The following is a 21,995-nucleotide window of genomic DNA, read 5'->3' on the forward strand; positions in this document are numbered from 1 at the left end:
ATGAAGTCAGGTAGGGCGACCATCGGATTCAGCCTGTTCGCGGTCCTCGCGATCACGGTGTCCTACATCCTGTGGTCCACACTGCACCGCTCGATCCCCGGCAAGACGGACAGTTACTCCGCGGTCTTCACCGATGTGCTGGGACTGCGGATCGGCGACGACATCCGCATGGCCGGGGTCCGGGTCGGCCGAGTAGACAAGATCGACTTCACCGACGGTTACCGGGCCCGAGTGGATTTCCGCATCGAGAACGATCAGCACCCCACCACCTCGACCAAAGCCCTTGTGCGGTACCAGAACCTGATCGGCCAGCGCTACGTGGCGCTGCTGCCGGGCCAGGATCCGGGCGTCCCGATGCACCCGGGCCAGGAGATCCCGATCGAACGGACCGAACCCTCCTTCGACGTGTCGGCACTGCTGTCCGGATTCGAGCCGCTGTTCAGCGTCCTGCAACCGGATCAGGTGAACTCGCTCTCGGAGACACTCGTTCAGGCGCTGCAGGGCAACGGCGTATCGCTCGCCGCCCTGATCACCCAGGCGGCGCAACTCGCGGGAACCTTCGGTGACCGCGACCAGATCCTCGGCGACGTGCTCACCAACCTGAGCAGCGTGATCTCCGGATTGGCCAATCGCAGCGGTGAACTCGAAACACTCATCACCCAGTCCAGGACCCTGATGCAGGGTCTCTACTCCCAGGGCGAGGCGCTCAAGAGCTCGGTCGACGAGGTCGCCACCGCCACCGATTCACTGGTGCGGATCGTGTCCCTGGTCAAGCCCGGTCTGGCCGCCGCGCAGAACGACGCGACCTCCGGAGTGGCACTGCTGCTGCTCAACGGCGCGTCGCTGGACAAGGCGGCGGTGGAACTGCCGGACATGCTCAACGGGGTGGCTCGCTTCTCGAGCTACGGCGCCTACGGCAACGCGTATCTGTGCCGCCTGGATGTGTCCCTATGGGGCGTACTGCTCCCGCCCGGCCTGTTCTCCCAGGTCGGCGGCAATGCTCAGTCGGAGGTGTGCCGATGATCGGAACGATTCGCCGGGCTCTCGCCAGCGCCTGGTCCAACCACTATCTGCGGCTCGGGGTCCTGGCCTCGGGCGCCGTGGTGCTGCTGCTGATCGGCTCGACGGCAATCAAGCAGGCCCGCCTGGGCGACAAGACCATTCACGCCGAATTCGCGCAGGCCGCCGGTCTGCGCCCCGGTGCCACGGTCGACGTGTCCGGTATCGAGGTCGGCCAGGTCAGCGCCGTGAAGCTGGACAACGGCAAGGTCCTGGTGGACATGAAGGTCCGCGACGATCTGCGGCTGGGCGCCGATGCGCAGGCCGGGATCAAGCTCTCCACCATCCTGGGCAGACTGCACATCGACCTGACACCGGGAAGCGGAAACAGCCTGCCCGGCAATCGGATTCGGATCGATCGCACCTCGGTGCCGTACAACCTCGGCAAGGTCGTGCAGGATCCGCAGTACAAGAACCAGTTCGAGCGCATCGAAGGCATCGACCCGAAGAAGCTGCGCCAGGCACTCGATACGGTCAACCAGCAGATGGGCGACTCGCCCCAGCTGGCGGTGCAGGCACTGGACAGCATCGGCTCGCTGGCCAAGGTGATCAACGACCGGCGCGACTCGGTGGACAGCCTGCTCAAAGGCCTGGACGTGGTCTCCCAGCTGGCCTCGGACAATCAGAACAGCGTGCTGCTGCTACTGACGCAGGGACAGCGGGTCGGCACCGCGGTGCACAAGCGCCAGGAACTGCTGCGCTCGCTGCTGGACAATGTCGCGTCGCTGTCCAAGACGCTGCAGGACATGGGTCTGGAGAACAACAACCAGATCGGCCCGCTCATCGAGAACCTGAACACCATGTCCCAGGGGCTGGAGAAGAATCGGGACAATCTCGATCGGCTCTACCAGATCATGCCGGTCACCCTGCGCCAGTTCAACAATGTGCTCGGCGACGGACCGTACGGAAACGTCTACGCACCGTGGTTGTTCCCGGACAACTGGCTGTGCTTCGCGCAGGTCACCCAGGGGTGCAAGTGATGAAGAACCGAATCATGGGCAAGGTGGCCGTCGTATGCCTCTCGGCGGTACTGGCCTCGGGCTGCTCGCTGCTGCCCGACAGCCTCACCGGGCTGGCGGATCAGTATCTGGGCCAACGGATGCGGGTCAGCGCGGACTTCGAGAGCGTCGCGGGCCTGTACGCCGGCAACGAAGTCGCGGTGCTCGGCGTCCCGGTGGGCACGGTCGAATCCGTCACTCCCCGTGGCAGTTACGTGGAGGTGGTGATGAGCATCGACGCCACGGTCAAGGTGCCCGCCGACGCCATCGCCGCCCTGGTCAACCCGCAGCTGATCACCAATCGCCACGTGGAGCTGACTCCCGCCTACACGGGGGACGGCCCCACCCTCGCACCCGATGCGCATATTCCGTTGCCGCGCACCAGGGTTCCGGTCGAACTCGATCGGATCCTGGCCAACTTCGACCAACTCGGCGCGGCGCTGAAAGGCGACAACGACACCGGTCCGATGGCCAGCCGGGTGCTCTTCCCCCTACTGGACGGCAACGGCGATCGCCTGCGCCAGACCCTGGACGCGCTGTCCTCGGCCTTCGAGGTGACCCTGGCGAACAAGGACCAGATCGCCAACACCATCGTCAAACTGAACGACATCACCCAGATCATCGCCTCCAACGATGCGACGGTGCGCGACTTCAGCGGCACGCTCACCCAGCTGGTGGATCTGATGGGACAGCAGGCCCCCGGCCTGCAGGCGGTCTTGACCCAGCTCAACGACTTCCTGAACAATACCGCCGCACTGGTGGGCGACAACCGGGACCAGTTGTCCGGGGCGCTTTCCCGGTTCGTCGACATCACCGCGCAGATGCGCGCCAATGCGCGGTCCCTGACCGAGATCGTCGATGTGGGACCGCTGCTGTTCCAGAACATCTCGAACGCCACCAGTCGCGAGCATCAGGCGCTGCGCCTGCACGGGCTGCTGGACAAGTCCGTGCTCGACGGGGAAACCCTGTCCCTGTTCTGCGACCGGATCCAGTTGCGCTCGGACGGCTGCCGCACCGGCAGGATCGCCGACTTCGGACCCGACTTCGGGCTCACCGCCGCCCTGCTGGGCATCACGGAGATGAAATGAACAGACGCGCGAAAACCGCTGCGGCGGTGCTGTTCACCGCCGCCACCCTGGCCGGGACCACCGGCTGCGCGGTCACCCTCGACAGCGTTCCGCTGCCCAAACCCGGAATCGACGGACCGGGCTACACCATTCACGCGGCGTTCCGGGACGCGCTCAATCTCCCCGACCACGCGCACGTGAAGATCGGCGGCACCGATATCGGCGTCGTCACCGATATCAGCAGCACCAACTTCATCGCCGACGTGACGATGCTGATCCGGCAGGACATCGCGCTGCCCAGCGGCACCACGGTCGAACTGCGCCAGGCGACCCCGCTCGGTGACATGTTCGTGGCCCTGACCCTGCCCACGACGCAGGACGGCGGGGCACCGCTGCGCGACGGCGATTCCATCGGCACCGATCACACCGGCACCGGGGCGTCGGTCGAGCAACTGATGATGTCGGTGTCCATGCTGATCAACGGCGGCGGCATCAATCAGGCCGCGCGCATCACCAGCGAGATGAACTCCATGTTCGCCGGTCGCGGACCGCAATTGGCGCATCTGATCACCGAGATGACCGCCTCCATCGACGCACTGAACAAGCGCACCGGCGACCTGGACGGCGTGCTCTCGGGCCTGAACGTTCTGACCGGCGAACTCGCCCACCGCAAAGCCGAACTCGGCCAGGCCGCCGATACCTTCCCCGGCCTGATCGGGTTGTTCACCGAGAACAACCAGCGCATCGTGGATCTGCTGACGAAGGTGTCCACCACCATGGCCGCCCTGCACGACTTCAGCGACACCACCGGTGACGACTTCGTGAGCCTGTTCACCAGCATTCAGCAGCTCATGTCCGGCTTCGCGCAATCGACCGACCTGACACCGGCGCTGGACGGGCTGCATCAGCTCTACCCCTCGCTCATGGACAGCCTGCGTGGACCGACCCTCGCGGTCGCGGCGACGGTCTCGTATCTGAGCATCGGCGCGCTGAGCGATGCCAGCGGCAGCCGCTGGCCCGAACTGAACGACGTGCCCGCGTTCATCGGCAGTTTCACCCAGGTGCTGGAGAAGGTGTTCGGACGTCTCGACAGCCTCCCGCAGGCGGTTCCCGCCCCGGCGCCCGAGGAGGGCGGACGATGAATCCTCCACTGTGGCAATGGGTTCTGCGCAATCGCATCGGGATCGCCAACCTGGGGCTGATCGTGGTCCTGCTGATCGGCTGCGGATACATCGGCACGAGCGTGCTGCGGTTCGACCCGATTCCGCACACCTATCGGGTGACGGTCATGCTGGCCACCTCCGGTGGGCTGCTGGCCGGGAACGACGTCACGTATCGCGGTTCGAGGGTGGGCCGCGTCCAGGAGGTCCGGGTCGCCGGAGACGGAGTGGCCGCCGTCGCCGAGATCGACGATTCGGCCCGAATCCCCTCGGACGGAACCGTCGCGGTCGGCCGGCTCTCCGCCGCGGGCGAGCAATACCTCGACTTCCGCCCCGAATCCGACACCGGCCCTTACCTTTCGGACGGCGCGCTGGTCGAGCGCGCCCGCACCGCCACCCCCGTGCAGGTCCAGTCGGTGCTGTCGAACCTCAGCGACTTCATCGGCGGCATGAACTCCGACCGGCTCACCGTGATCGTCGACGAGCTGGACAAGGCGCTCGCGGGCGGACCGGATCGCCTGCGCAACATGGTGTCCGGCATCAGCCGGGCGATGTCCGGGCTGACCGACCTGCTCCCCCAGACGAAGCAGCTGCTCGAGAACCTCAGCGTGATCGGCGAGACCACCTCGCACGCGCAGCCGGACCTGAGCACGCTCACCGCGGCGGGCACGACCCTGTTCCAACAGCTGACCGCCGCCGACGCGGAGGTGCGCCATCTGCTCTCCTCGGCCCCGGGACAGCTCGCCACCATCGACGGATTCGTCAGTGAGACACAGGATCCCATCACGAATCTGGTGACCAACTTCGTCGCCGTCACCAAGGCCGCCAAACTGCGCGCGCCCGCGATCGCGGCCTTGTTCCCGGCGCTTCGGGTCGGCACCGAGGCGCTCGGCATTCCCGCGCACGACGGGAGTTACCACACGCTCGTCGATCCGTGGCCGCGTCCGTGGTGTGAGTACGACACCATCCCCGTCGTGCCGACGCAGACCCAGGCCGACACCCGTGTGCGCCTGTACAACTACTGCGTCACCGACAATCCCGCGCTGCAGGTGCGCGGGTCCGCCAACGCCCCGCGACCCGACGTCCCGGACAACGGCGTGAGCGCCCCACCGGGCGCGAGCGGCAACGAACTGTCCCAGCCCGCCGTACCCGGTCGATAGGAGAATCATCATGAGCGACAAAGAACTCGAAGACCAGAACGGCAGCAGGACCGAGGGTCCCGCCGAGTCCGGCGACACCGTCACCGACGATGCGCCCGAGACGGTCACCACCGCCGTGGCACTGGACAAGGAATCGGCGACCGAAGACTCGGAAGAGGTTGCCCCGGAACCGAAATCGCGCCTGCGGACGCTGTCGATACCGCCGTTGGGCCGGACCGGCCGGATCATCGCCGCCGTCGCCGCCGGCGTCGCGGTGGCCGCCTCCCTGGCCTCGAGCGTGTACTTCTACCGAACCAGCGAGCACGACAAGAACATTCTCGCCGCCCAGGCCGACGCACGCGAGGCCGCCTGCAAGTACGCACCCGTGCTCGTCACCTACGACGCGAAGAACCTCGACGCCTATTTCAGCGCCGTCCTGGAGGGCGCGACGGGCGATTGGCGCACCCAATTCGATTCCACCAGCAAGGATTTGCGCGATGTCCTGACTCAGGGGCAGGTGGTGGCCAAAGCGAACGACGTGCAGTGCGCGATCCGCAGCGGTGACGAGGACTCCGCCGAGGCCATCGTGGTCATCGGACAGACCATCACGAGCCTGGGCACCCAGGGCAAACCCTCGCCGGGCCAGCTGTCGATGGTGATGCGGTTGCAGCGTTCGGGCGATCGCTGGCTGGTGAACAAACTCAACTCTCCGCTGGTCCAGCCGCCACAGTCGTGACGCGAGGATCCAGGTCATCATGACGACGGAACCCCGGGCCACGCGACGCCGCCCGAAGAACCGCCGGGCCATGATCGCCGCCACGTCCGCCGAGGCCTTCAGCACTCTCGGATACCACGGCGTCAGCATGGAGGAGATCGCCTCCCAGCTCGACATCAGTTCCGCCGCCCTCTATCGCCACTATGCGAGCAAGTACGCGCTCTTCCGGGAAGAGACGCTGCGTCTGAGCTCGGTGTGCGCGCGGGTGGTGGAACTGTCCGTCGAGGATCAGCGGCGTCCGGCCGCCGAGCGCGCACAGCTGATCGCCGACGCGTTCATCGGCGCCTCGATCGTCCACCGGCGCAGCGCGGCCCTGCTGCGCTGGCAGGGCCGCTACCTCCGCGAGGAGGATCGCCTGCTCCTCGGAGCGGACCTGGCGGTCGTGGACCACACCGGGCGGGCACTGCTCACCGAGCTGCGGCCCGACCTGACCGAATCCACCACCGTCGTGCTCTCGCAAGCGCTCTTCAGCATCATCAGCAGCATCGGCGACCACCACGTCCCGCTCCCGGCGAAAACGCTGCGACTCCGATTGACCTCGGCGTGTCTGGCCGTGACCCGGTGCACCCCACCGGCGGCCGCGCAGATCGAGGACGCGGCGCCACCTCGAGCGGGCGAGGTATCGATCTTCACCCCGGACCTGTTGCTGCACAGATCGATCGAGCTCTTCCACGAACGCGGCTACCCCAATGTGAGCATGGAGGACATCGCCGAGGCCGCCGGCCTGCCCGCCCCCTCCGCCGTCTACCGCTACTACCGCGGTAAGAGCGACATCCTCACCGCGGCGTTCCGCCGCGCGGCCAAACGGGTCTCCGATGCCATCGGCCCCGTGGTGGCCGGATCCGGCAGCCCGGAACAAGCCCTGGACATCCTGATAGAGCTGTACGTGGAGGGCTCCTTCGCCGAACGCGAACTGACCTTCGTCTACTACGCCGAGATCGGCAATGTCGAGCCCGGTGAACGAGCGCTACTGCGAAACATTCAGCGCCTCAACGTCGAGGAGTGGGCCAAGCTCCTGATCGCCGCAAGGCCGAGGCTCTCCCCCGCCGAAGCACGTCTGCTGGTGCACACCGCGCTCGCCCTGGTCGTCGATCTGGGTCGCCGATTCGGCTCCCGACACCCCGACTGCTCACCCACCCATGTCGCCTACCTGATGCGCACGGTCCTGTTCCACCAGCCGCGAACGACGTAGGACGGCACCCGCGATTTCCCGTGCCCGAATCGAGGTTTCCCGCGACTTCCGGCGGGGAACATCTCGACAGATCGGTCATATCGATTCCCTATCACAGCACGACACACGACAGTTCGCCGGAGGAGAAGCTCGCGGCGTGGTCGTGACGGGTCCTTCAGGGAAGGGATACGCGGTGAACGAGCAACGCAGCAGCGCGAACCTGCACCAGCTACTCGCGCAGGTCCTGGCCCGCTACGGCAGTATCGACGCGTTCTGCGCGCAGCTCTACTGCCGACTGGACTACCCCACCACCGAGCTCCCGGTCGTGACCGGGCCTGTCGAGGCGGTCGGCTGATCGGACGGCAGCACGCGACCCTGCCGCGTTCGCCACCGTCGGTCACAGTCGGAAAACTGTTCGCTGAAAATTAGCGACAATGGTATTCATGCTGCTTAAGCTCGGTAGCTGTCGGCACGTCACAGCGGGCTGGGACAACAAGCCGATACGAGCCTCGCGATACGGCGATCCCGGAGCCGCAGCGCGAGGCTCGTCCAGTGCCGAGCTGGTCGCGCACCCACGACACGCTCGCGCACCGCGGGGAGCCGGTTACTGGATCAGCAGCATCAGCACACTGGCGGCAGCGACGAGCGCCACCCACACCAGCCAGATCAGCTGCGCGGACCGTCCATCGCCGTAACAGGGCGCGACGAAGTCCGGGGCGCGACCGCCGCGCCGGCGGAATTGCGTGGTCGACATGAGCATTCCTTCCGCTGTACACACCTTGCCTCGATCGCGATCGCTATACCCCGATACTCGTGCGGCACAACAACTCTGCCCCGATCGGCGACTGTGATCCGGCTAACCACCTCGGATTCGGCAATCATCTCGCTAATGTTCGCCTCGAGCCGGAGGCGCCGTCGCACACCTGTGAAGCACCCATATCAATTCGATGTCCAATGCCCGAATTTGACCGGCGGCTCGCATAAGATGTTCGACAGTGCGGCGTAAAGCCGCCGCCTGAAGCGTTTTTCGCGGTTCGATTGCGATACGAGGGCGTGATTCGCAGCAGGTTCGCCGATTCCACGGATCGGAGATGCGCACATGGGACAGGTCGGGAGCGGGCCGTTTTCCCGCGAAATTCTGATAACTGCTGGATTGCTATTGCTGTTTCCGGTATTCAGCACCGCCGGGCCCCTGGCCGCAGTGCTGTGGATCCGGCATCAGGGAGGTAGTGGCGACGGCGTGGTGACGGCGGTCCTGGCGGGAGCGCTGTCGATGTCGGCGGTGCTGCTCGCGGCGGCACTGGTGTCGTTCGTCGCCGCATGGCGCGCACCGGCACCCGCGCCCACGTAGCAACCGCTTTCCTTGCTTCCTCGAACCGACACCGGCACCTCGACCGGGTGGATACATCTGCCCGGTTTGACCGGATGCGATCCGGGTATCGCGTTCGCGCGTCCGGCACCGGGTGGGCACGACCCACCGACGAGGAGCCGGGCCCCACCCCGCCGGCACGAGGCAAGGAGCTCTCCCGATGCTCAGGAGCACCAATTTCTTGATCGCCGCGCTGCGCGGCGCCTTCGCCCGCGACGAACGCACCGCGGGATCGGCCATCGACGTCGATATCCGCGGCGCCGTCGTCGTGCTCGAGGGATGGGTATCGACCGACCAGCAACGGCGTCGAGCCGAGAGCATCGTGCACGAATCACTACCCGCGCTGCGGGTTCGCAACGAGATCCAGGTGCTGCCTCCCGCGGCGCACACCGTGCCGGCCGAGGTACACGCGACGAAAATCGACCCGGCGCTGATCTCGACGGCAGGCGCTCACCGCGACTGAGCTACGCCCGGATCAGTCGCCGGATTCCTCACGCTCGACCCGGTTCAGTTCGTCGACGAAATCGACCGCGGGCTGCGACGGAGCACCGGGAACCGCGGCGACGGCGTTACTGATCTGAATGTGATGGCTGCCTGCCAGCAGCACTCGGCGTGCCTTGTCGTCGGTCACCGCGCCGGCCTGCTCGACGAACGCGATGGCCGTGTTCGCGATATCCATCGCGCACCGCCAGAACCGCTCGGCCTCCACCGATTCCGATGCGGTCGTCTCCACCGGCAGATCGCCCTGATCGTGCTCCTGCCGGGCCCATTCGGCGCACTCGGTGAGCTGCGCGAAATCCGCGGACAGCTGCGTGATCAGGTGATGGGCGTAGTACTCACGCCAGGTGCGGTCCTCCGGAGACGACTCCGACGGTTCCGAGGCAGCTTCCTGGGGGCCCGAGTCTTTTTCGTACAGAACACAATTCAGGGTGCACGAGTACAGGGTGGCGAGATGTGGGTGCGCGATCACAACCTCCATGATGAGGCCTCGCGCCGGGGGCCGGAACACGTGGAAGGCACAGGCCCCGCGTGATCACGCGGGAACCCGTCACGCGGTCCCGACCTGTTCGGAGTCGACCTCCGACGGACTCACGCCCCCGAAGCGGGGCCCTCGGGCTGGGCCTTGCGCTGCTTGCGCTCCGCGACCTTGTACTTCACCACTGCGACCAGCGCTTTCGGGTTGCGTGCGAACGCCCCGAGCACCTTCACTCCCATTTGGGCCTTCTGACCGAATGTCAGTTCCTGTGCCGGTTCCTGCGTCGCCATCGTCCGTCTCCTTCGAATCCTAAGTCGCCCAGGATAATAGCGTTCGCCCTGCGATCCGGGGCCGGAGGGCTCACAACCCGGGCACCCCGGGCGTGATGCGGGCTGACGGTGTGTGCCACCGTCGGTCCTGGCGTGCCTACCCTGCCGCCCGACTCGACCGCGCCGGGTCGGTGCCGCACACTCGGATTACCGGTTCCAGTGTGCCGGTGCACCGGCACCCCGGTGGCGCATCACGACCCGATCGCGAGCCGCCGCCGTCGTATGGCTGCCGGAGCTGCAGTGGCCCCGGACGCGGCGTTTCGCAGACGCGACGCGTCCGGGACCGCTCCCCCTACACGTGACACTGCTCACCTCCCGCTCCAACTCGCACCCTCCGGAACAGGCAGTGTCGGTCCCTGTACCGACAACTGTCACTCGGAACGGCCGAACCGTAGCCTGCCGGTGATCTTGTACGCCTAGAGTGGCGCAGGTCGGCTCAGCTCCTGTCCCACCCCGCGAACCGCGGGCTGACAAGAGAAGCCATCCGGGCGGTTCGACATCGACGTCACCGCCGAGGCGAGTCGAAACCCCCAGCCCGCATGCCGTGAACCGGCGTCGGGCAGAAACTGGAGATCTTCAGTGACTTCAGATCAGCGCGGCATCACACCCGTCGTCCGCACCCGCACCACCGCTCGCACCGCGCCGACCATCACGAGCACGTCCGAGGACGATGGACCCGTGGTGCGCTGGCCGGAGCCCAGCCGCCTCGAGTCCTGGTGGGACGCGATCATGTACCCGACCGCGCCGCCCGCTTCGGCCTGACGATCAACCTCGGCCGACGACCGGAGCTTCGCACCGGTCGATGGCCAGCACCGCCCACACCACCTTGCCCATCGGCCACTGCGGCGCACACCCCCAGGTCCGCGCCAGTCGCGACACCACGTGCAGGCCGTCGTGGATGGAGCCGTCGGCGCCGGGCTCACGCAGCACCGCTTCGCGCGGATCTCCGTCGCCGACCGCCATGCTGAACAGGCCGTTTCGCAGTTCCAGACGCACCTGTACATCACCGTCCGCTCGGCTGTGCACGTGCGTGTTCTCCATGAGTTCCGTGATGATCAGCAGGGCGTAGACGCGGACTTCCAGGATGTTCCAGCGCACGCAGGTCGCTTCCACGAAACGCCGGGCGTACCGAGCACAACTGTCTATCGGCGCCAGATCCAGCACGGCGCGGCGCCGAGCGGGTCCGGCCGCGAGTTCGCGCACCGCCTCGCCCACGCTCTCGTATACGGGGATCGACCGTCGTATCGCGCTCGCACGCAACCGCGCTCGCCGTGTCGGCTCGGCGACCACCAGCACGATCGGGACCCCGGGCCACTCCCGCACTCGCATCCAGGCGCTGGTGAACGCGCCATAGAGAGGCCGGTCCTGCACCCGCAGCTCGTCCAGGACCACGATCAACGCATCCGGCTCATCCACCGCGTACTTCACCAGGGTGTCGGTGAAGTCGCGATAGTTCATCGGAGTCAAATCCCCCTCGGGGCATACGGCATAGCAACCGTCCACCTCGGTCACCGTCCACTGAAACTTCTTGTGTGCCTGCACCTTCGATCACCTGATTCGACTCGTACAGCCGCGTCGGAAGCTGCCTGAAACGACGGCCCCGAATCAGCGGCAGGTCCGGCCGCCTCTCGGTCGGCCACCGACGCCTCGGTGACCGGACCCACGCAACGAGGATCGCGGCGCTCGTGTAACCCCAGAGCTTCCCTCTGTCATCGGCGACTACCCGGTTCGACGAGATGAAACCCCGTTCACAACCGGGCGGGAATCCGGCACCGCTCACGGTCTCGCGCAAGCCTGCTCGGACCTGAGCGGAGCCTGCGGTGATCCGGCCGGCGACCGCCCTGCGGTCAACCGCCCGAGGACAGCGGGCGCCCAGGTCACGGCCCGGGTGAGCGCAGTTCGGACAGCGCGTCCGGGAGGGTTCGAAGCACGCGGGTTCCGGACGGCAGGCCCGCATCGCTCCACCCCGGTCCGGCCGGGCGAACCGACTCGGCGCCCACCACCGCGAGAAGCCCGGGATCGGCGGTCTCGGGACTCTGCGCCCACACCACCGCCGTACTGCGACGGCTGCGGCGCTCGAGCGCCGCACGCAGCGCCGCCGCGGGGAGGGAGGCGCCGAGCATATCGGCGTGCACACCCTTTTCCGCCAGCGCGGCACGGAGTATTTCTATTGGCAGAGTGTGGAATTCGCCGGGCGCGCAGGCAAGGATGACCGCACCGCGCGCCACGCGATCCGGCGCGGGGGTGATGCGATGCAGTGCGTTGATCACCGCCCAGGACAGCAGGTGCTCGACATCGGTGCATGCCTCACCCTGCCCCTGCCGGGTGACGATCTGCGCGAATGCCGGACGGCACAGCCCGTCCCAGGTGTCGACCACCCCATGTCGGCGCAGTTGCGATTCGAGCAGATCCAGCACGCGCGGTGAATCCAGATGGAACGCCGCATCCAGCAGCGCGTCGATGCCGTGCCCGGGCTCCGGCACCACCGACACGGGATTGACCGCGCGGGCAGCGCTCGCCGGGCTGGCGCCCGCGCGCACGAGCGCGAGCATTCGCGCCGCGACGTCGATGTCCGCGCGCGAGTACAGCCGGTGCCGACCGGACCGATGGCGCTGCGGGCCGATCCCGTACCGCTGGCTCCAGCTTCGCAGCGTCGCGACCGGCATGCCGAGTTCTTCGGCTACCACCCGGACCGGGTAGGCCTCCTGCTCGTGGACGCCGGTCACGACCGCTCTCCTTCCCCAGGCTGCGCCGCCTGACGAGGCCGGCACGCTCCCGTCAGATTAACTCTCCCGGTACGCACCGGTAAGCGGTGGCATAGAAGCCGCTCATCGGCCTCGATGGATCTCGCCGAACCCGGCGATGGTCCAGCCGACCGGGGCCGACCGGGATGCTCGTCGCCCTCGACCGTGTGCGCCGGAACGGCGCGATCGAAAAGAAGTACGGACTTTGCATCGTTTTTGCATCGTATTCTGACTAAGGTGGAGACCACCACGGCACTCGAACAGTGCGCACATTCACCACACAGCAGGCGAAATCGCCTGGTAACGAACAACTCTCGTGGTCCGCCGAGGCGCGGACGCTACGGTCCGCCACCCGGGAGGATCACTCGTAGGAGAATGCTATGAACGTCTCAACTCTCACTCGTCGCAGCGGAGCCGCCCTGCTCGGGACCGCTCCCATCGTGTTCGCCCTGTGCCTGAGTTCGCCCCAGGCCGCAGCCGAGAGCACCGCATGCCCCGCACCCGGCACCTCGGCGACATCGGTGGCACTCGAGGGCGCGCAATGCTCGGCCACCAGCACCGGCGGTGCGGCAGCCGCCTACGGACTCGACGGCAACGCGGCAGCCGAAGCGGGCCCGACCAGCCTGTCGCTGGCCATCGCCCAGGGCGGCGGTAGAGCCACCTCCGAGGCGTCCACCCTCTCCGGCCCCGCGGCGATCGCGATCGGACCGGGCGCGACCGTATCCGCGGCCGGGGTGCGCCCGGGCTTGTCGATCGGCATCGCCGGTCCGGGTGCGAACGTGATCATCACCGGTGACACCACGCCCACCTGCAGCGGCGGGTTCGGATTCGCCGGCGACTTCCAGACCCTGCAGGGTTGTCTGTCGCTTCGCTGAGTTGTGCGGCGACCGGTCGTGGCCTCGCGCGTGCGAGGCCACGACCGGTTCTAGCTCTGGTGGGTGCGCAACAGATACCGGCGTTCGGCATAAGCCAGATCATCGCGCCACAACCGAGTCGCCGCACGGTTCATCATGGGACGCACCAGCGGCAGCGCCCGCCGCGCATGCCGGAATCCGGGACGCGCGGAGGTCGCGATGGTGGTCTCCACCACCGCCGTCCGCGCCCGGCCGTCCGGGCCCGGACCCAGTGGGGTGGCGTGGGTTTCGACCACGCTGCCCGCTCCCTCTCCCTCGACTATGCGCATCACGATGGTGCGGGGATCCGGGCAGCTGAACTCCGCCCGCACCGGAACTCCCAGGCTTCGGGTCACCCGGAAGGTCACGTCCAGTTCGAACCGGTGATTCTCCTCGGTGATGTCCGCTTTCGGAGGCGTCCGGGTCACCTCCAAACGGGCGAAGGAGTAGGGGTGGAACCAGGACCCGTGCCAGGGATCGAGCCGATTGGCGATGATGTCGCGGGGTTCGCACACCCCGATCAGCCGGGTGACCGCGTGCACGGTCGTATCCGCGGGTCGTTCACCCAGAATCGGAGCATCGGTGGGCGTTTCCGCGCCGGCCGAGTCCACTCGCACCCAGGCCAGCACTCCGTCGTCGTGGCTCGGGTAGGGGCACCATCGTGACGCGTTGTCCTCGGGTCCGACCCGCATTCCGTGCCAGCGGCAGATCAACGCGTTGTTCTCGACCTGCGCGGTCGCCAGCGGCGCGCCCAGATGAGGGCAGGCGCCGGGCCCGGCGTGCAGGGTGCCCGCCTCGTCGCGCCAGAGCACGATTTCCCTGCCCGCGACTTTCGCACCGTACGGGCGGCCGCGGCCGATCGCGTCGCTGGCCGCGACCACGTACCAGTTGCCCGAGGGGCGCTGCTGGGACCAGCGCAGGGCCGCAGCGATCAGACCGGGGTCCGCATCCCGATAGGTGGGTTGCTGACGCGACCACTTCTCGGGCGTGAAGCGTTGTAGCGGAGACTTTTCCGGCCAGTTCACCAGTTCGAGGCGAATGCTCATCGGGTGTGCCTTTCGCGCGTCGCGAGGGTGCGCAGGAGCCGCGAGCGTCCCTGCGCGGGAACCGAGTGCAGGGTGTGACCGGCCGCGTCCCACCCGCGCAGCAGCGTGTTGGCGGCCATCCAGCCGGTGGTCGCCGCCCGCTCCATCAATGCCACCGGCAGATCGACGCGAATGCCGTCGCCGGCCAGAGCCAGGCGCGGGTGCGGCGTCACCACGCCGGGGCGGGTGGCGAAATCCCCCGGTGAGAAGCGTGGGCAGTCCTGACGCCACAGCATCGACTCCCCGACGATGGTCGCCTCGGCGGTCTCGGGGTACATCGCGTGCAGCCGCGCCAGCAGCCGCTCGCGCAGTGCCGCACGTTCCGCCGGTGGCGGAACTGTGTCGGCCGCCGCGTACGCGTGCAGTTCCACGACACTGCCGCCGGTGGCACCGGCCCATTCCGCGGCCTGGTGCTCGTATCGATCGACCACGCTGATGTTGTCGAGCGGATCCAGACCACCGGTGGCCAGGAAACACGTGCGGTCCGCACGCACCGGCCGGTCCAGCCACAGCCGCTGCACCGCGAACGCCGGAGCGATCTCCGAGGCCGCCACCCGCGCGCGCCACTGGGCATCGCCGAGGGCCGGGGACGACTCGACCAGGCGGCGTAGCCCGCCCACATCGAGTGCCAGCACCACCGCGTCCACGCTCGTGCTCGCCCCGGTGTCGGTCGTCAGCCGAAATCCGTCGCCGTCGGTGTCGATGCGCTCGACGCACACGCCCTTGCCGAACCGGACGGTGCCGGGCCGTTGCGGTGTGGGTGGCGCGCTCAGATACTCCTCGAGCGGCCGCCAGAGACTGACGTCGAAATTGTCCCGGGCCACATCGAAGACGAGGCCCTCGCTGGATCCGAGGAAGTAGATGTGGAACATCGCCGCCAGCTCGGCGGCGGACATGCGGCGGGGCTCGATGAAGAAGCTGCGGGAGAACACCTCGAACGCCAGGTGCCGGGCTGACTCGGGAAAGTTGATCTCGCGCAGGAACGTATCGGCATCGAGATGATCGAGCTGCTCGTAGATTCCCGGCACCGACACCGCCGCCAGCGGAGCGGCCGCGCGCGGATCCATCCGGATCAGATCGCGCATGCGGAAGGTGGGGCTGCGCAGCGCGAACGCCAGCGCGTTCCAGGGTGGGGTGCGCGGCAGACCGCGAAAGGTATCTCGGCGCCCGTGCGCATCGACCAGCGGATAGTCCTCGAGTCTGCGCAGCCTGCTCAGGTCGGGGTCGGTGCGCCCCAGCAACTTTCGCAGGTTGTAGTACTGCGCGAAGAAGGCGTGGAACCCCCGATTCATCGCGACGTCGGTCCCGTCGGCCAGCTGTTCGTTCCAGGCGCCGACACGACCACCCAGATAGCGCTCGCGCTCGAGCACCTCCACATCGCACCCTCGCTCGGCCAAACCGGTCGCGGCGGCCAGGCCCGCGATGCCCGCGCCGACGACAGCCACGCGCGGCGCGGTTCCCACGCGGGACAGGTCACGATGCCCGGGGGCCGCCGGATAGCGCACCCGGTGTCGATCGCGTCCGTAACCCTCGTGCTGCGCGGTCATCGTCGAGCACCGATCTGTCGTTGCCGGGTACGCTCCCAGCCCAGCAGTACCGCCGTGACCAGCGCAAATCCGAACAAGTAGTCCTCCACCGGAATGTCCCACGGAAAGCGCAGCCCGAGAATGTGTTTCGGGCTGTACACCACGATGGGCGTGGGGCCCGCGGTGAGCCAGCCGTCGACCAGGATCTGGAACCCGAACACGATCACCATCGTGATCCAGTAGGCCGGGCGGTGAAACAGCCCGGTGTGCAGCACCTTCGATTCGATCAGGCACACCAGCACGACCGCGACGATCGCGGGCAGCGTGTACCCGATGCCGGTGAGATTCATTGCGGCGCCGCCCGTTCGGTACCGGCGATGCGGCGCCTGCCGAGCTCGAGCAGGTTCTCGACCGCGACGAAGGTGAGCAGCCCGCACACCGGCACGACGAGAAAGAACAGCAGTTCCTCGAGCGGCATCGCACCGGGCAGCAGCACCCCGAGGGTGAAACGCGGATCGAAGCCCCACACCCCCGCGGCGATCGCGACCAGATCCCACACCACGAACAACGCCGCCGCGGGCCACAACGCGCCCAGGAGCAGGCGCGGGCGCCGATACACACCCGGACCGAGGAACTCGAGCGGCGCGGTCACCAGGACGCACGCCGACAATGCCAGCAGATAATGCCAATGATCCATGTCCTGCCTCACCTGTGCTCACGCGGATCGGCCGTCTCCCACGACGCGTGCGGGACTTCGCTCACCGGGGCCGGTGGCTGGGAGCCCGCGATCCGCCTGGCTCGCCACGCCCGCGCGAAACCCAGTGCCCCGACCCGGATTCGGCGCCCGGTGCCCACGGTGGCCCGGCGACCGAACACCTCGAGATCATTGTCCTCGATGCGGTCGAGAATCTCGCCGTACAGCACCGCGGCGGTATCGACGCACGGCCGTGAGCGGGGCGCGAGCAGTGCGGTCCCCGCACGCGCGTACGCGTAGATCTCCCGGGTGATGCGAAGCTGCTCCGCCAGTGCGCTCCGCACGCGGGTATCGACACGGCCCCGGCTCCGACACCACAGCAGCCGGTCCCGGTCGACCCCGTGCGCGGCGAGTTCATCGGCGGGCAGGTACACGCGACCGCGAGCGAGATCCTCGTCCACATCACGCAGGAAGTTGGTGAGCTGGAAGGCTTTTCCGAGCGCTGCCGCGTAGGGCGCGGCGTCGGCCACCGGCCCGGTGGTGCCCAGAATCGGCAGCAGTTGCAGGCCGATCACCTCCGCGGAGCCGTAGACATAATGGTCCAGCGCCGCGCGGTCGGGATAGTCGGTGACCGACAGGTCCATCCGCATCGATGTCAGGAAGGCATCGAACAGATCCCCGGGAATCCGGTAGGCGCGCGCCGTGTGCAGCACGGCCGCCAGCACCGGATCCCCACCGGAGTCGGCGGAGCCGAATTGCCCGGCGAGGGTCCGTAATCGGGACGCTCGTTCGGCGCCGGTCAGCGCGGGGTCGACCTCGTCCAGAATGTCGTCCGCACGGCGGGCGAATCCGTACAGCGCGTGCACCGCGGGGCGCTGATCCGGTGCCAGCAGCCGAGTCGCCAGGAAGAAGGTCTTGCCGTGCGCGGCGTTGAGCTCGCGACAGCGCCGGTACGACTCGCGCAGGTCCGGGTCGGTGATGCCCGCCGCGTCGAGCTCGGCGCGCGTCATTTGCGCATCCGAACCGCGATGTCACCGGAGGTGGGGGTTCCGGTGTTCGGGCGTTGTCGCCCGGTGACGCGGTCCGCGGCCAGTCGTCCGGAGAGCAGGACCGGCGGGATTCCCACCCCGGGAACGGTCGATCCGCCGGCGAGGACAGCGTTCCCGATCCCGCGAATCATATTGGCGGGCCGGAAAGGACCGGTCTGAGCGAAGGTGTGCGCCAGCGCGAACGGGCTGCCCGCCAGCATGTCCTGACGAGCCCAGTCCGCGGGCGTGATCACCCGAAGTACCTCCGCATCCCTGAGTTCCGCGCCGAGGCGTCGGCGCGCGAGTTCGAGAATCTCGCCCGCGTACTCGGAACCCGTACGGTCCCAATCGATCTCACCCCGTTCGAGGTTGGGCACCGGTGCGAGCACATACAGCAGATCCCGGCCCGCGGGGGCCAAGCCCGGATCCCCCGCCGTGGCACGCGTGACCAGCAGTGACGGGTCGGACATCACCCGTCCCTGCTCGATGATCTCGGCGAACGCGGTGTGCCAGGCCTCCCCGAACAGCAGACTGTGATGCGGAATTCGCGCATCCCGCTCGCACGCGACGTGCAGCACCACCGCCGACGGCGCCGGCCGCACCGCGAGCGGTCGGCGAGAACGGTGACCGAGCAGCTCGTAGGCGCGATGCCGCTCGGTCGTCAACACCACCGCGTCACAAGCGATTCGCTCCCCGCGCGCGGTGTGCACCGCGACCACACGCCCCGCCGAGCGCTCGAGCTCGGTCACCGCGCAGTCGTATCGAAAGTCCACGCCCGCGGCCTCGGCGGCCGCCGCGAGTGCGTCGGGCACCGCGCGCATCCCGCCGCGCGGAAAATAGACGCCGGACATGGTGTCCATGTGGGCGATCACCGCATAGGCCGCCAGCGCCCGGTCGGGTGCGACACCGGCGTACAGCGATTGAAAGGTGAACACCCGGCGCAGCAACGGGTCGGTGATGAATTCACCGACTTTGCGATCCCAGCGCCGGAACCCGCCCAGCGCCGTGAGTCCGGCCAGCGCCGGCAACGACATCGACAGCGGGGAGTCGAAGTTCGCGGCGACGAACCGATCGAACTCCGTCTCGAACAGCCGCGCCAGCCACTCGCGCAGCCTGCGATAGCCCACCGCCTGCTCGACGCCCGCGAAATCGGTGATCGAGCGCGCCATCCGTTCTTCGTCACTGTGCACGTCCAGCGTGCGCCCGTCCGCGAACCGCGCCCGGTAGGCGGGGTCGACCGGCACGAGATCCAGACGATCGGTCATCCGCTCCCCTACCGCGGCGAAGACCTCCTCGAGGAGCCCCGGCATCGTCAGGACCGTCGGGCCCGTATCGATGCGGTACCCGCCCAGGTCGAGTCGTCCCATCCGGCCCCCGGGTACCGGCTCTCGCTCGAGCACCGTCACCGATCGGCCCCGGCCGGCCAGGTGCGTCGCGGTGGACAGACCCGCGAGTCCGGCTCCGACCACCACGACATGGTCACTGTGTCCTTCGACCGTGCGCATCGATTTCCCTCTCGTCACAACTGCCGTGCGGTGCACAGCAGCGCCATGTGTTCCATTGCCGCGCGAGGGTTCTCGCCGATCTCGCAGTCGCCGATCGCCGCCAGCGCATCGCGAACCCGCTCGGTGATCATTTCCTCGATGCGCCCGGGTGCACCCGAGTCCGCGATCAACCTCCGGCAGCGCTCGATCGCGGTTACGTCGAGATGTGGCAGGTTCACCAGGTCCGAGAGCTCCCGATGCGCGCTCGCCCGCGTCATCTCCAGCGCCGCGGTCACCACGCTGGTGGCTTTGTGCTGCCCCAGATCGCTGTCCTGCGGCTTTCCGGTCACCGAGTCCGCGCCGAAGATCCCGAGCAGATCGTCACGGAGCTGGAATGCCTCACCGATTCCGATCCCGTAGTGGCCCAGGGCGTTCAGCGTCGACGCGCTCGCACCGGCGAGTGCCGCACCCAGCTCCAGGGGCCGGCGCACCGTGTAGTTGCCCGATTTGGCGCGCGCGATGCTCACCACGGCGTCCAAGGTCGGGCGTTCGCGTACATCGTTGGCCAGATCCGCGAACTGGCCCACCGCCAGCTCGATACGCATCGCGTCGTATCGCGGCCACAATCGCGCGAGCGCGTCGGCGCCGACGCCGCTCTCACGCAGCATCTGTTCGGCCCACACCAGGCACATGTCACCCAGCAGCGTCGCCGCCGAGGTTCCGAAACCCGGTACCGCACCGGCCGGTCCGGGCTGCCGGTCGTTCAGCCGCACATGGGCGGCGTCGGCCCCGCGGCGCAGGACCGCGTCATCCATGACGTCGTCCTGAAGCAGCGCGAACGCATGCAGCAATTCCAAGCTGGCCGAGGCTCGCAGCGCGGCAGCGTCCGGCCTTTCGGCACACAGCCAACCCAGGTACATGAAGGTCGAGCGCACGCACTTTCCGCCGACGGCGTACTGGGTGAGCACCTCGTCCACACCGAGGGCGGAGAGTTCCTTGACTCGCACCCGGTGCAGGAAGTCGGTGAGTTCCTCGAGGACCCGAGAGCGGGTGTCCGCGTGCCAGCGTGGGAACCCGCCGGAAAGGTCCGGCAGCGACGGATCCAGGGACGCGCGGGCGGGATCGAACGACAGCGTGCTCATAGTCCGAACCCCTGTCGCGTGGAGACCGTCGGCCCGGATCGATCCGCCGCCACCTCACCAAGAGCACGCGAAATGGTGTCGTAGGGCGAATTTTTCGCTATCTCTCGACTCAATCGTGCTGCCGCGAAACGGTATTCACCGCCCTGGAGCACTCGGTCGACGGCGGTCTCGATCATCGCGGGCGACGGGCGTGCGGTGCCCAGATCGATGCCCGCGCCCGTGTAGGCGACCCGCGCGGCGACCTCCGGCTTGTCGGCGGCCTCCCCTGCGACGATCAAGGGCACTCCGTGACGCAGAGCATGTTGCACACCGCCGTAGCCGCCATTGGTGATCATCACGTCCACCCGCGGGAGCAGGTGCTCATAGGGGACGAAATCGGCGATGCGGGCATTGGCGGGAATCTGTCCTGCCGGACTCCGAGAACCGCCCGTGGACGCCACGACGAGGATGTCCGCTCGGTCGCGCAGGGCCGTGAGTGTGGGACGAATCAGCTCGTCGAGGTCACTGTTGTTCCAGGTCCCCTGCGTCACGTGAACGACGGTTTTCGCGGTGGACAGTTCGCTCCACCAGGTCGGCAGTCGCACGTCCGCGGACTCGGTGGGCGCCGGTGGTCCCGTGAAAATCACCGAGCGCGGCAGGTCCGCGCGCGGGTATTCGAAACCCGGGACGGTGAACTGCAGCAGCCGGTCCGCGAGCAGTGGCCAGTCGAGCAGGTAGCTCGGCGCCGGCCCCGTACCGAGTTCGGCGAGAATCGCATCGAGCCGGCGCTGATCTCCTCGGAACAGCACCTTCTTCACGAATCGATTCATCGGGGTGTAGTCACGACCCGCCTGCGGCTGCCAGCCCATACCGAACGGCGGAGTGTGGGCGCTCGAGAGCATCAAGGGAACAACGCCGCAGGCCACCACGGCGGGGCGCGAACGCGCCGCCAGCAGCAGCGGGATCGCACCGGTGAACATGACATCGACCAGGACCGCGTCGAAATCCGCGCGGGCCAACTCGGTGGTGAGAGCCCGGAATTGCCCGACGATCGGATCGAGGAAGCCCGAGCGCAGCTCCGCTCGGCCGTGTCGCCATCGGCGTGCCAGCCCCCCGAACCCGCCGTTCGGTGGCCGGGCTGCGGCGACCGTCGCGTCGGCGTCCAGACTGGCGCAGGAAATGCCCTGTGCCGCAGCGGCATCGAGGAAACTCGATGCGGTCAGGAAACGCACCTGATGTCCGCGGCGCACGAGTTCCGTCGCGACGGCGAGCATCGGCGCGACATGCCCCGGGATCGGGCTCGCCGCGACGAGATATCGAGCCATGCGCAGACTCCTCCGCTGGTCATTGGCCGTACAGCCCGTCACGACCCATTCG

General features: G+C 67.8%; 25 protein-coding genes. 12 read left to right on the plus strand and 13 right to left on the minus strand.

Features of this window, described 5'->3' with window-relative positions:
* The 8 genes from NJ1_RS10695 (at window position 1) to NJ1_RS38915 (ending at window position 7,724) form a co-directional block, all read left to right on the plus strand.
* Complete coding sequence (locus tag NJ1_RS10695) at window positions 1-1,023, plus strand: MlaD family protein (RefSeq protein ID WP_067691173.1); 1,023 nt, start codon at window positions 1-3, stop codon at window positions 1,021-1,023.
* The gene (locus tag NJ1_RS10700) at window positions 1,020-2,039 is read left to right on the plus strand and encodes an MCE family protein (protein ID WP_067691631.1); all 1,020 of its coding nucleotides are present in this window, start codon (window positions 1,020-1,022) and stop codon (window positions 2,037-2,039) included. The genes NJ1_RS10695 and NJ1_RS10700 overlap by 4 nt, the downstream gene beginning before the upstream one ends.
* Entirely contained in the window at window positions 2,039-3,145 is a 1,107-nt protein-coding gene (locus NJ1_RS10705; RefSeq protein ID WP_067691176.1) for an MCE family protein, read from the plus strand. The genes NJ1_RS10700 and NJ1_RS10705 overlap by 1 nt, the downstream gene beginning before the upstream one ends.
* Window positions 3,142-4,266 (plus strand): MCE family protein, encoded by a 1,125-nt coding sequence (locus NJ1_RS10710; protein WP_067691178.1) that lies wholly within the window; start codon window positions 3,142-3,144, stop codon window positions 4,264-4,266. The genes NJ1_RS10705 and NJ1_RS10710 overlap by 4 nt, the downstream gene beginning before the upstream one ends.
* Window positions 4,263-5,444, plus strand: a complete 1,182-nt coding sequence (locus NJ1_RS10715) for an MCE family protein (protein WP_067691183.1) — start codon at window positions 4,263-4,265, stop codon at window positions 5,442-5,444. Before NJ1_RS10710 ends, NJ1_RS10715 begins: the two co-directional genes overlap by 4 nt.
* Window positions 5,445-5,454: 10 nt before the next feature.
* Entirely contained in the window at window positions 5,455-6,159 is a 705-nt protein-coding gene (locus NJ1_RS10720; RefSeq protein ID WP_067691186.1) for an Rv1363c family protein, read from the plus strand.
* A gap of 19 nt (window positions 6,160-6,178) precedes the next feature.
* Complete coding sequence (locus tag NJ1_RS10725; RefSeq protein ID WP_067691188.1) at window positions 6,179-7,390, plus strand: TetR/AcrR family transcriptional regulator; 1,212 nt, start codon at window positions 6,179-6,181, stop codon at window positions 7,388-7,390.
* Window positions 7,391-7,562: 172 nt separating this feature from the next.
* On the plus strand, window positions 7,563-7,724 hold the full coding sequence (locus tag NJ1_RS38915) for a hypothetical protein (protein ID WP_157573889.1): 162 nt from the start codon (window positions 7,563-7,565) through the stop codon (window positions 7,722-7,724).
* Window positions 7,725-7,973: 249 nt separating this feature from the next.
* On the opposite strand, the gene NJ1_RS38920 is transcribed toward NJ1_RS38915, so the two are convergent.
* Window positions 7,974-8,123, minus strand: a complete 150-nt coding sequence (locus NJ1_RS38920) for a hypothetical protein (RefSeq protein WP_157573890.1) — start codon at window positions 8,121-8,123, stop codon at window positions 7,974-7,976.
* Window positions 8,124-8,528: 405 nt separating this feature from the next.
* Here NJ1_RS38920 and NJ1_RS10730 point away from each other — a divergent pair, with 405 nt between their 5' ends.
* Both NJ1_RS10730 and NJ1_RS10735 read left to right on the plus strand, forming a co-directional pair.
* Window positions 8,529-8,720, plus strand: coding sequence for a hypothetical protein (locus NJ1_RS10730; protein WP_067691190.1), 192 nt, complete (start codon window positions 8,529-8,531; stop codon window positions 8,718-8,720).
* Window positions 8,721-8,919: 199 nt separating this feature from the next.
* Complete coding sequence (locus NJ1_RS10735) at window positions 8,920-9,201, plus strand: BON domain-containing protein (protein ID WP_169813127.1); 282 nt, start codon at window positions 8,920-8,922, stop codon at window positions 9,199-9,201.
* A 12-nt stretch (window positions 9,202-9,213) separates the two neighbouring features.
* On the opposite strand, the gene NJ1_RS10740 is transcribed toward NJ1_RS10735, so the two are convergent.
* Together NJ1_RS10740 and NJ1_RS38925 are read right to left on the minus strand one after the other, a co-directional pair.
* Window positions 9,214-9,708 carry a hypothetical protein gene (locus NJ1_RS10740; protein WP_157573891.1) on the minus strand — a complete coding sequence of 165 codons (495 nt, stop codon included), beginning with the start codon at window positions 9,706-9,708 and terminating at the stop codon, window positions 9,214-9,216.
* Window positions 9,709-9,827: 119 nt separating this feature from the next.
* Window positions 9,828-10,004 carry a hypothetical protein gene (locus NJ1_RS38925; RefSeq protein ID WP_157573892.1) on the minus strand — a complete coding sequence of 59 codons (177 nt, stop codon included), beginning with the start codon at window positions 10,002-10,004 and terminating at the stop codon, window positions 9,828-9,830.
* Window positions 10,005-10,622: 618 nt separating this feature from the next.
* Between NJ1_RS38925 and NJ1_RS10745 the strand changes: the two genes are divergently transcribed.
* Window positions 10,623-10,805, plus strand: a complete 183-nt coding sequence (locus tag NJ1_RS10745; protein ID WP_067691200.1) for a hypothetical protein — start codon at window positions 10,623-10,625, stop codon at window positions 10,803-10,805.
* 3 nt (window positions 10,806-10,808) lie between these two features.
* On the opposite strand, the gene NJ1_RS10750 is transcribed toward NJ1_RS10745, so the two are convergent.
* Both NJ1_RS10750 and NJ1_RS10755 read right to left on the minus strand, forming a co-directional pair.
* Window positions 10,809-11,585, minus strand: coding sequence for an ATP-binding protein (locus NJ1_RS10750; RefSeq protein WP_084477967.1), 777 nt, complete (start codon window positions 11,583-11,585; stop codon window positions 10,809-10,811).
* Window positions 11,586-11,920: 335 nt separating this feature from the next.
* Window positions 11,921-12,769, minus strand: a complete 849-nt coding sequence (locus NJ1_RS10755) for a MerR family transcriptional regulator (protein ID WP_067691203.1) — start codon at window positions 12,767-12,769, stop codon at window positions 11,921-11,923.
* A 398-nt stretch (window positions 12,770-13,167) separates the two neighbouring features.
* Here NJ1_RS10755 and NJ1_RS10760 point away from each other — a divergent pair, with 398 nt between their 5' ends.
* The gene (locus tag NJ1_RS10760) at window positions 13,168-13,662 is read left to right on the plus strand and encodes a DUF6764 family protein (protein WP_067691206.1); all 495 of its coding nucleotides are present in this window, start codon (window positions 13,168-13,170) and stop codon (window positions 13,660-13,662) included.
* A gap of 50 nt (window positions 13,663-13,712) precedes the next feature.
* Here the strand turns inward: NJ1_RS10760 and NJ1_RS10765 are convergent, their stop codons facing one another.
* From NJ1_RS10765 to NJ1_RS10800, 8 genes are read right to left on the minus strand one after another with little or no spacing between them, the layout of a single operon-like run.
* Window positions 13,713-14,726, minus strand: a complete 1,014-nt coding sequence (locus NJ1_RS10765; RefSeq protein ID WP_067691208.1) for a DUF5914 domain-containing protein — start codon at window positions 14,724-14,726, stop codon at window positions 13,713-13,715.
* Entirely contained in the window at window positions 14,723-16,312 is a 1,590-nt protein-coding gene (locus tag NJ1_RS10770) for an FAD-dependent oxidoreductase (RefSeq protein ID WP_067691211.1), read from the minus strand. Before NJ1_RS10770 ends, NJ1_RS10765 begins: the two co-directional genes overlap by 4 nt.
* On the minus strand, window positions 16,309-16,641 hold the full coding sequence (locus NJ1_RS10775; protein ID WP_067691214.1) for a lycopene cyclase domain-containing protein: 333 nt from the start codon (window positions 16,639-16,641) through the stop codon (window positions 16,309-16,311). Before NJ1_RS10775 ends, NJ1_RS10770 begins: the two co-directional genes overlap by 4 nt.
* Entirely contained in the window at window positions 16,638-16,988 is a 351-nt protein-coding gene (locus NJ1_RS10780) for a lycopene cyclase domain-containing protein (RefSeq protein WP_067691217.1), read from the minus strand. The genes NJ1_RS10775 and NJ1_RS10780 overlap by 4 nt, the downstream gene beginning before the upstream one ends.
* Window positions 16,989-16,996: 8 nt before the next feature.
* Window positions 16,997-17,995 carry a phytoene/squalene synthase family protein gene (locus NJ1_RS10785; RefSeq protein WP_067691220.1) on the minus strand — a complete coding sequence of 333 codons (999 nt, stop codon included), beginning with the start codon at window positions 17,993-17,995 and terminating at the stop codon, window positions 16,997-16,999.
* Window positions 17,992-19,518: a phytoene desaturase family protein gene (gene crtI, locus NJ1_RS10790; RefSeq protein ID WP_067691223.1), complete on the minus strand. Its 1,527-nt coding sequence runs from the start codon at window positions 19,516-19,518 to the stop codon at window positions 17,992-17,994. Before crtI ends, NJ1_RS10785 begins: the two co-directional genes overlap by 4 nt.
* 14 nt (window positions 19,519-19,532) lie before the next feature.
* Window positions 19,533-20,639: a polyprenyl synthetase family protein gene (locus NJ1_RS10795; RefSeq protein WP_067691228.1), complete on the minus strand. Its 1,107-nt coding sequence runs from the start codon at window positions 20,637-20,639 to the stop codon at window positions 19,533-19,535.
* Window positions 20,636-21,943, minus strand: coding sequence for a glycosyltransferase (locus NJ1_RS10800; RefSeq protein ID WP_067691231.1), 1,308 nt, complete (start codon window positions 21,941-21,943; stop codon window positions 20,636-20,638). The genes NJ1_RS10795 and NJ1_RS10800 overlap by 4 nt, the downstream gene beginning before the upstream one ends.
* Window positions 21,944-21,995: the final 52 nt, after the last annotated feature.

It is taken from the genome of Nocardia jejuensis NBRC 103114 (assembly GCF_001613145.1).
GTDB lineage: Bacteria > Actinomycetota > Actinomycetes > Mycobacteriales > Mycobacteriaceae > Nocardia > Nocardia jejuensis.

Coding starts and splice junctions, on each gene's coding strand:
- NJ1_RS10785 (WP_067691220.1), bottom strand. CDS start 17,995: ATGACGCGCGCCGAGCTCGACGCGGCGGGCATCACCGACCCGGACCTG.
- NJ1_RS38925 (WP_157573892.1), bottom strand. CDS start 10,004: ATGGCGACGCAGGAACCGGCACAGGAACTGACATTCGGTCAGAAGGCC.
- NJ1_RS10725 (WP_067691188.1), top strand. CDS start 6,179: ATGACGACGGAACCCCGGGCCACGCGACGCCGCCCGAAGAACCGCCGG.
- NJ1_RS10765 (WP_067691208.1), bottom strand. CDS start 14,726: ATGAGCATTCGCCTCGAACTGGTGAACTGGCCGGAAAAGTCTCCGCTA.
- NJ1_RS10700 (WP_067691631.1), top strand. CDS start 1,020: ATGATCGGAACGATTCGCCGGGCTCTCGCCAGCGCCTGGTCCAACCAC.
- NJ1_RS10715 (WP_067691183.1), top strand. CDS start 4,263: ATGAATCCTCCACTGTGGCAATGGGTTCTGCGCAATCGCATCGGGATC.
- NJ1_RS10760 (WP_067691206.1), top strand. CDS start 13,168: ATGAACGTCTCAACTCTCACTCGTCGCAGCGGAGCCGCCCTGCTCGGG.
- NJ1_RS10720 (WP_067691186.1), top strand. CDS start 5,455: ATGAGCGACAAAGAACTCGAAGACCAGAACGGCAGCAGGACCGAGGGT.
- NJ1_RS10705 (WP_067691176.1), top strand. CDS start 2,039: ATGAAGAACCGAATCATGGGCAAGGTGGCCGTCGTATGCCTCTCGGCG.
- NJ1_RS10710 (WP_067691178.1), top strand. CDS start 3,142: ATGAACAGACGCGCGAAAACCGCTGCGGCGGTGCTGTTCACCGCCGCC.
- crtI (WP_067691223.1), bottom strand. CDS start 19,518: ATGCGCACGGTCGAAGGACACAGTGACCATGTCGTGGTGGTCGGAGCC.
- NJ1_RS10800 (WP_067691231.1), bottom strand. CDS start 21,943: ATGGCTCGATATCTCGTCGCGGCGAGCCCGATCCCGGGGCATGTCGCG.
- NJ1_RS10795 (WP_067691228.1), bottom strand. CDS start 20,639: ATGAGCACGCTGTCGTTCGATCCCGCCCGCGCGTCCCTGGATCCGTCG.
- NJ1_RS10770 (WP_067691211.1), bottom strand. CDS start 16,312: ATGACCGCGCAGCACGAGGGTTACGGACGCGATCGACACCGGGTGCGC.
- NJ1_RS10775 (WP_067691214.1), bottom strand. CDS start 16,641: ATGAATCTCACCGGCATCGGGTACACGCTGCCCGCGATCGTCGCGGTC.
- NJ1_RS10695 (WP_067691173.1), top strand. CDS start 1: ATGAAGTCAGGTAGGGCGACCATCGGATTCAGCCTGTTCGCGGTCCTC.
- NJ1_RS38920 (WP_157573890.1), bottom strand. CDS start 8,123: ATGTCGACCACGCAATTCCGCCGGCGCGGCGGTCGCGCCCCGGACTTC.
- NJ1_RS10780 (WP_067691217.1), bottom strand. CDS start 16,988: ATGGATCATTGGCATTATCTGCTGGCATTGTCGGCGTGCGTCCTGGTG.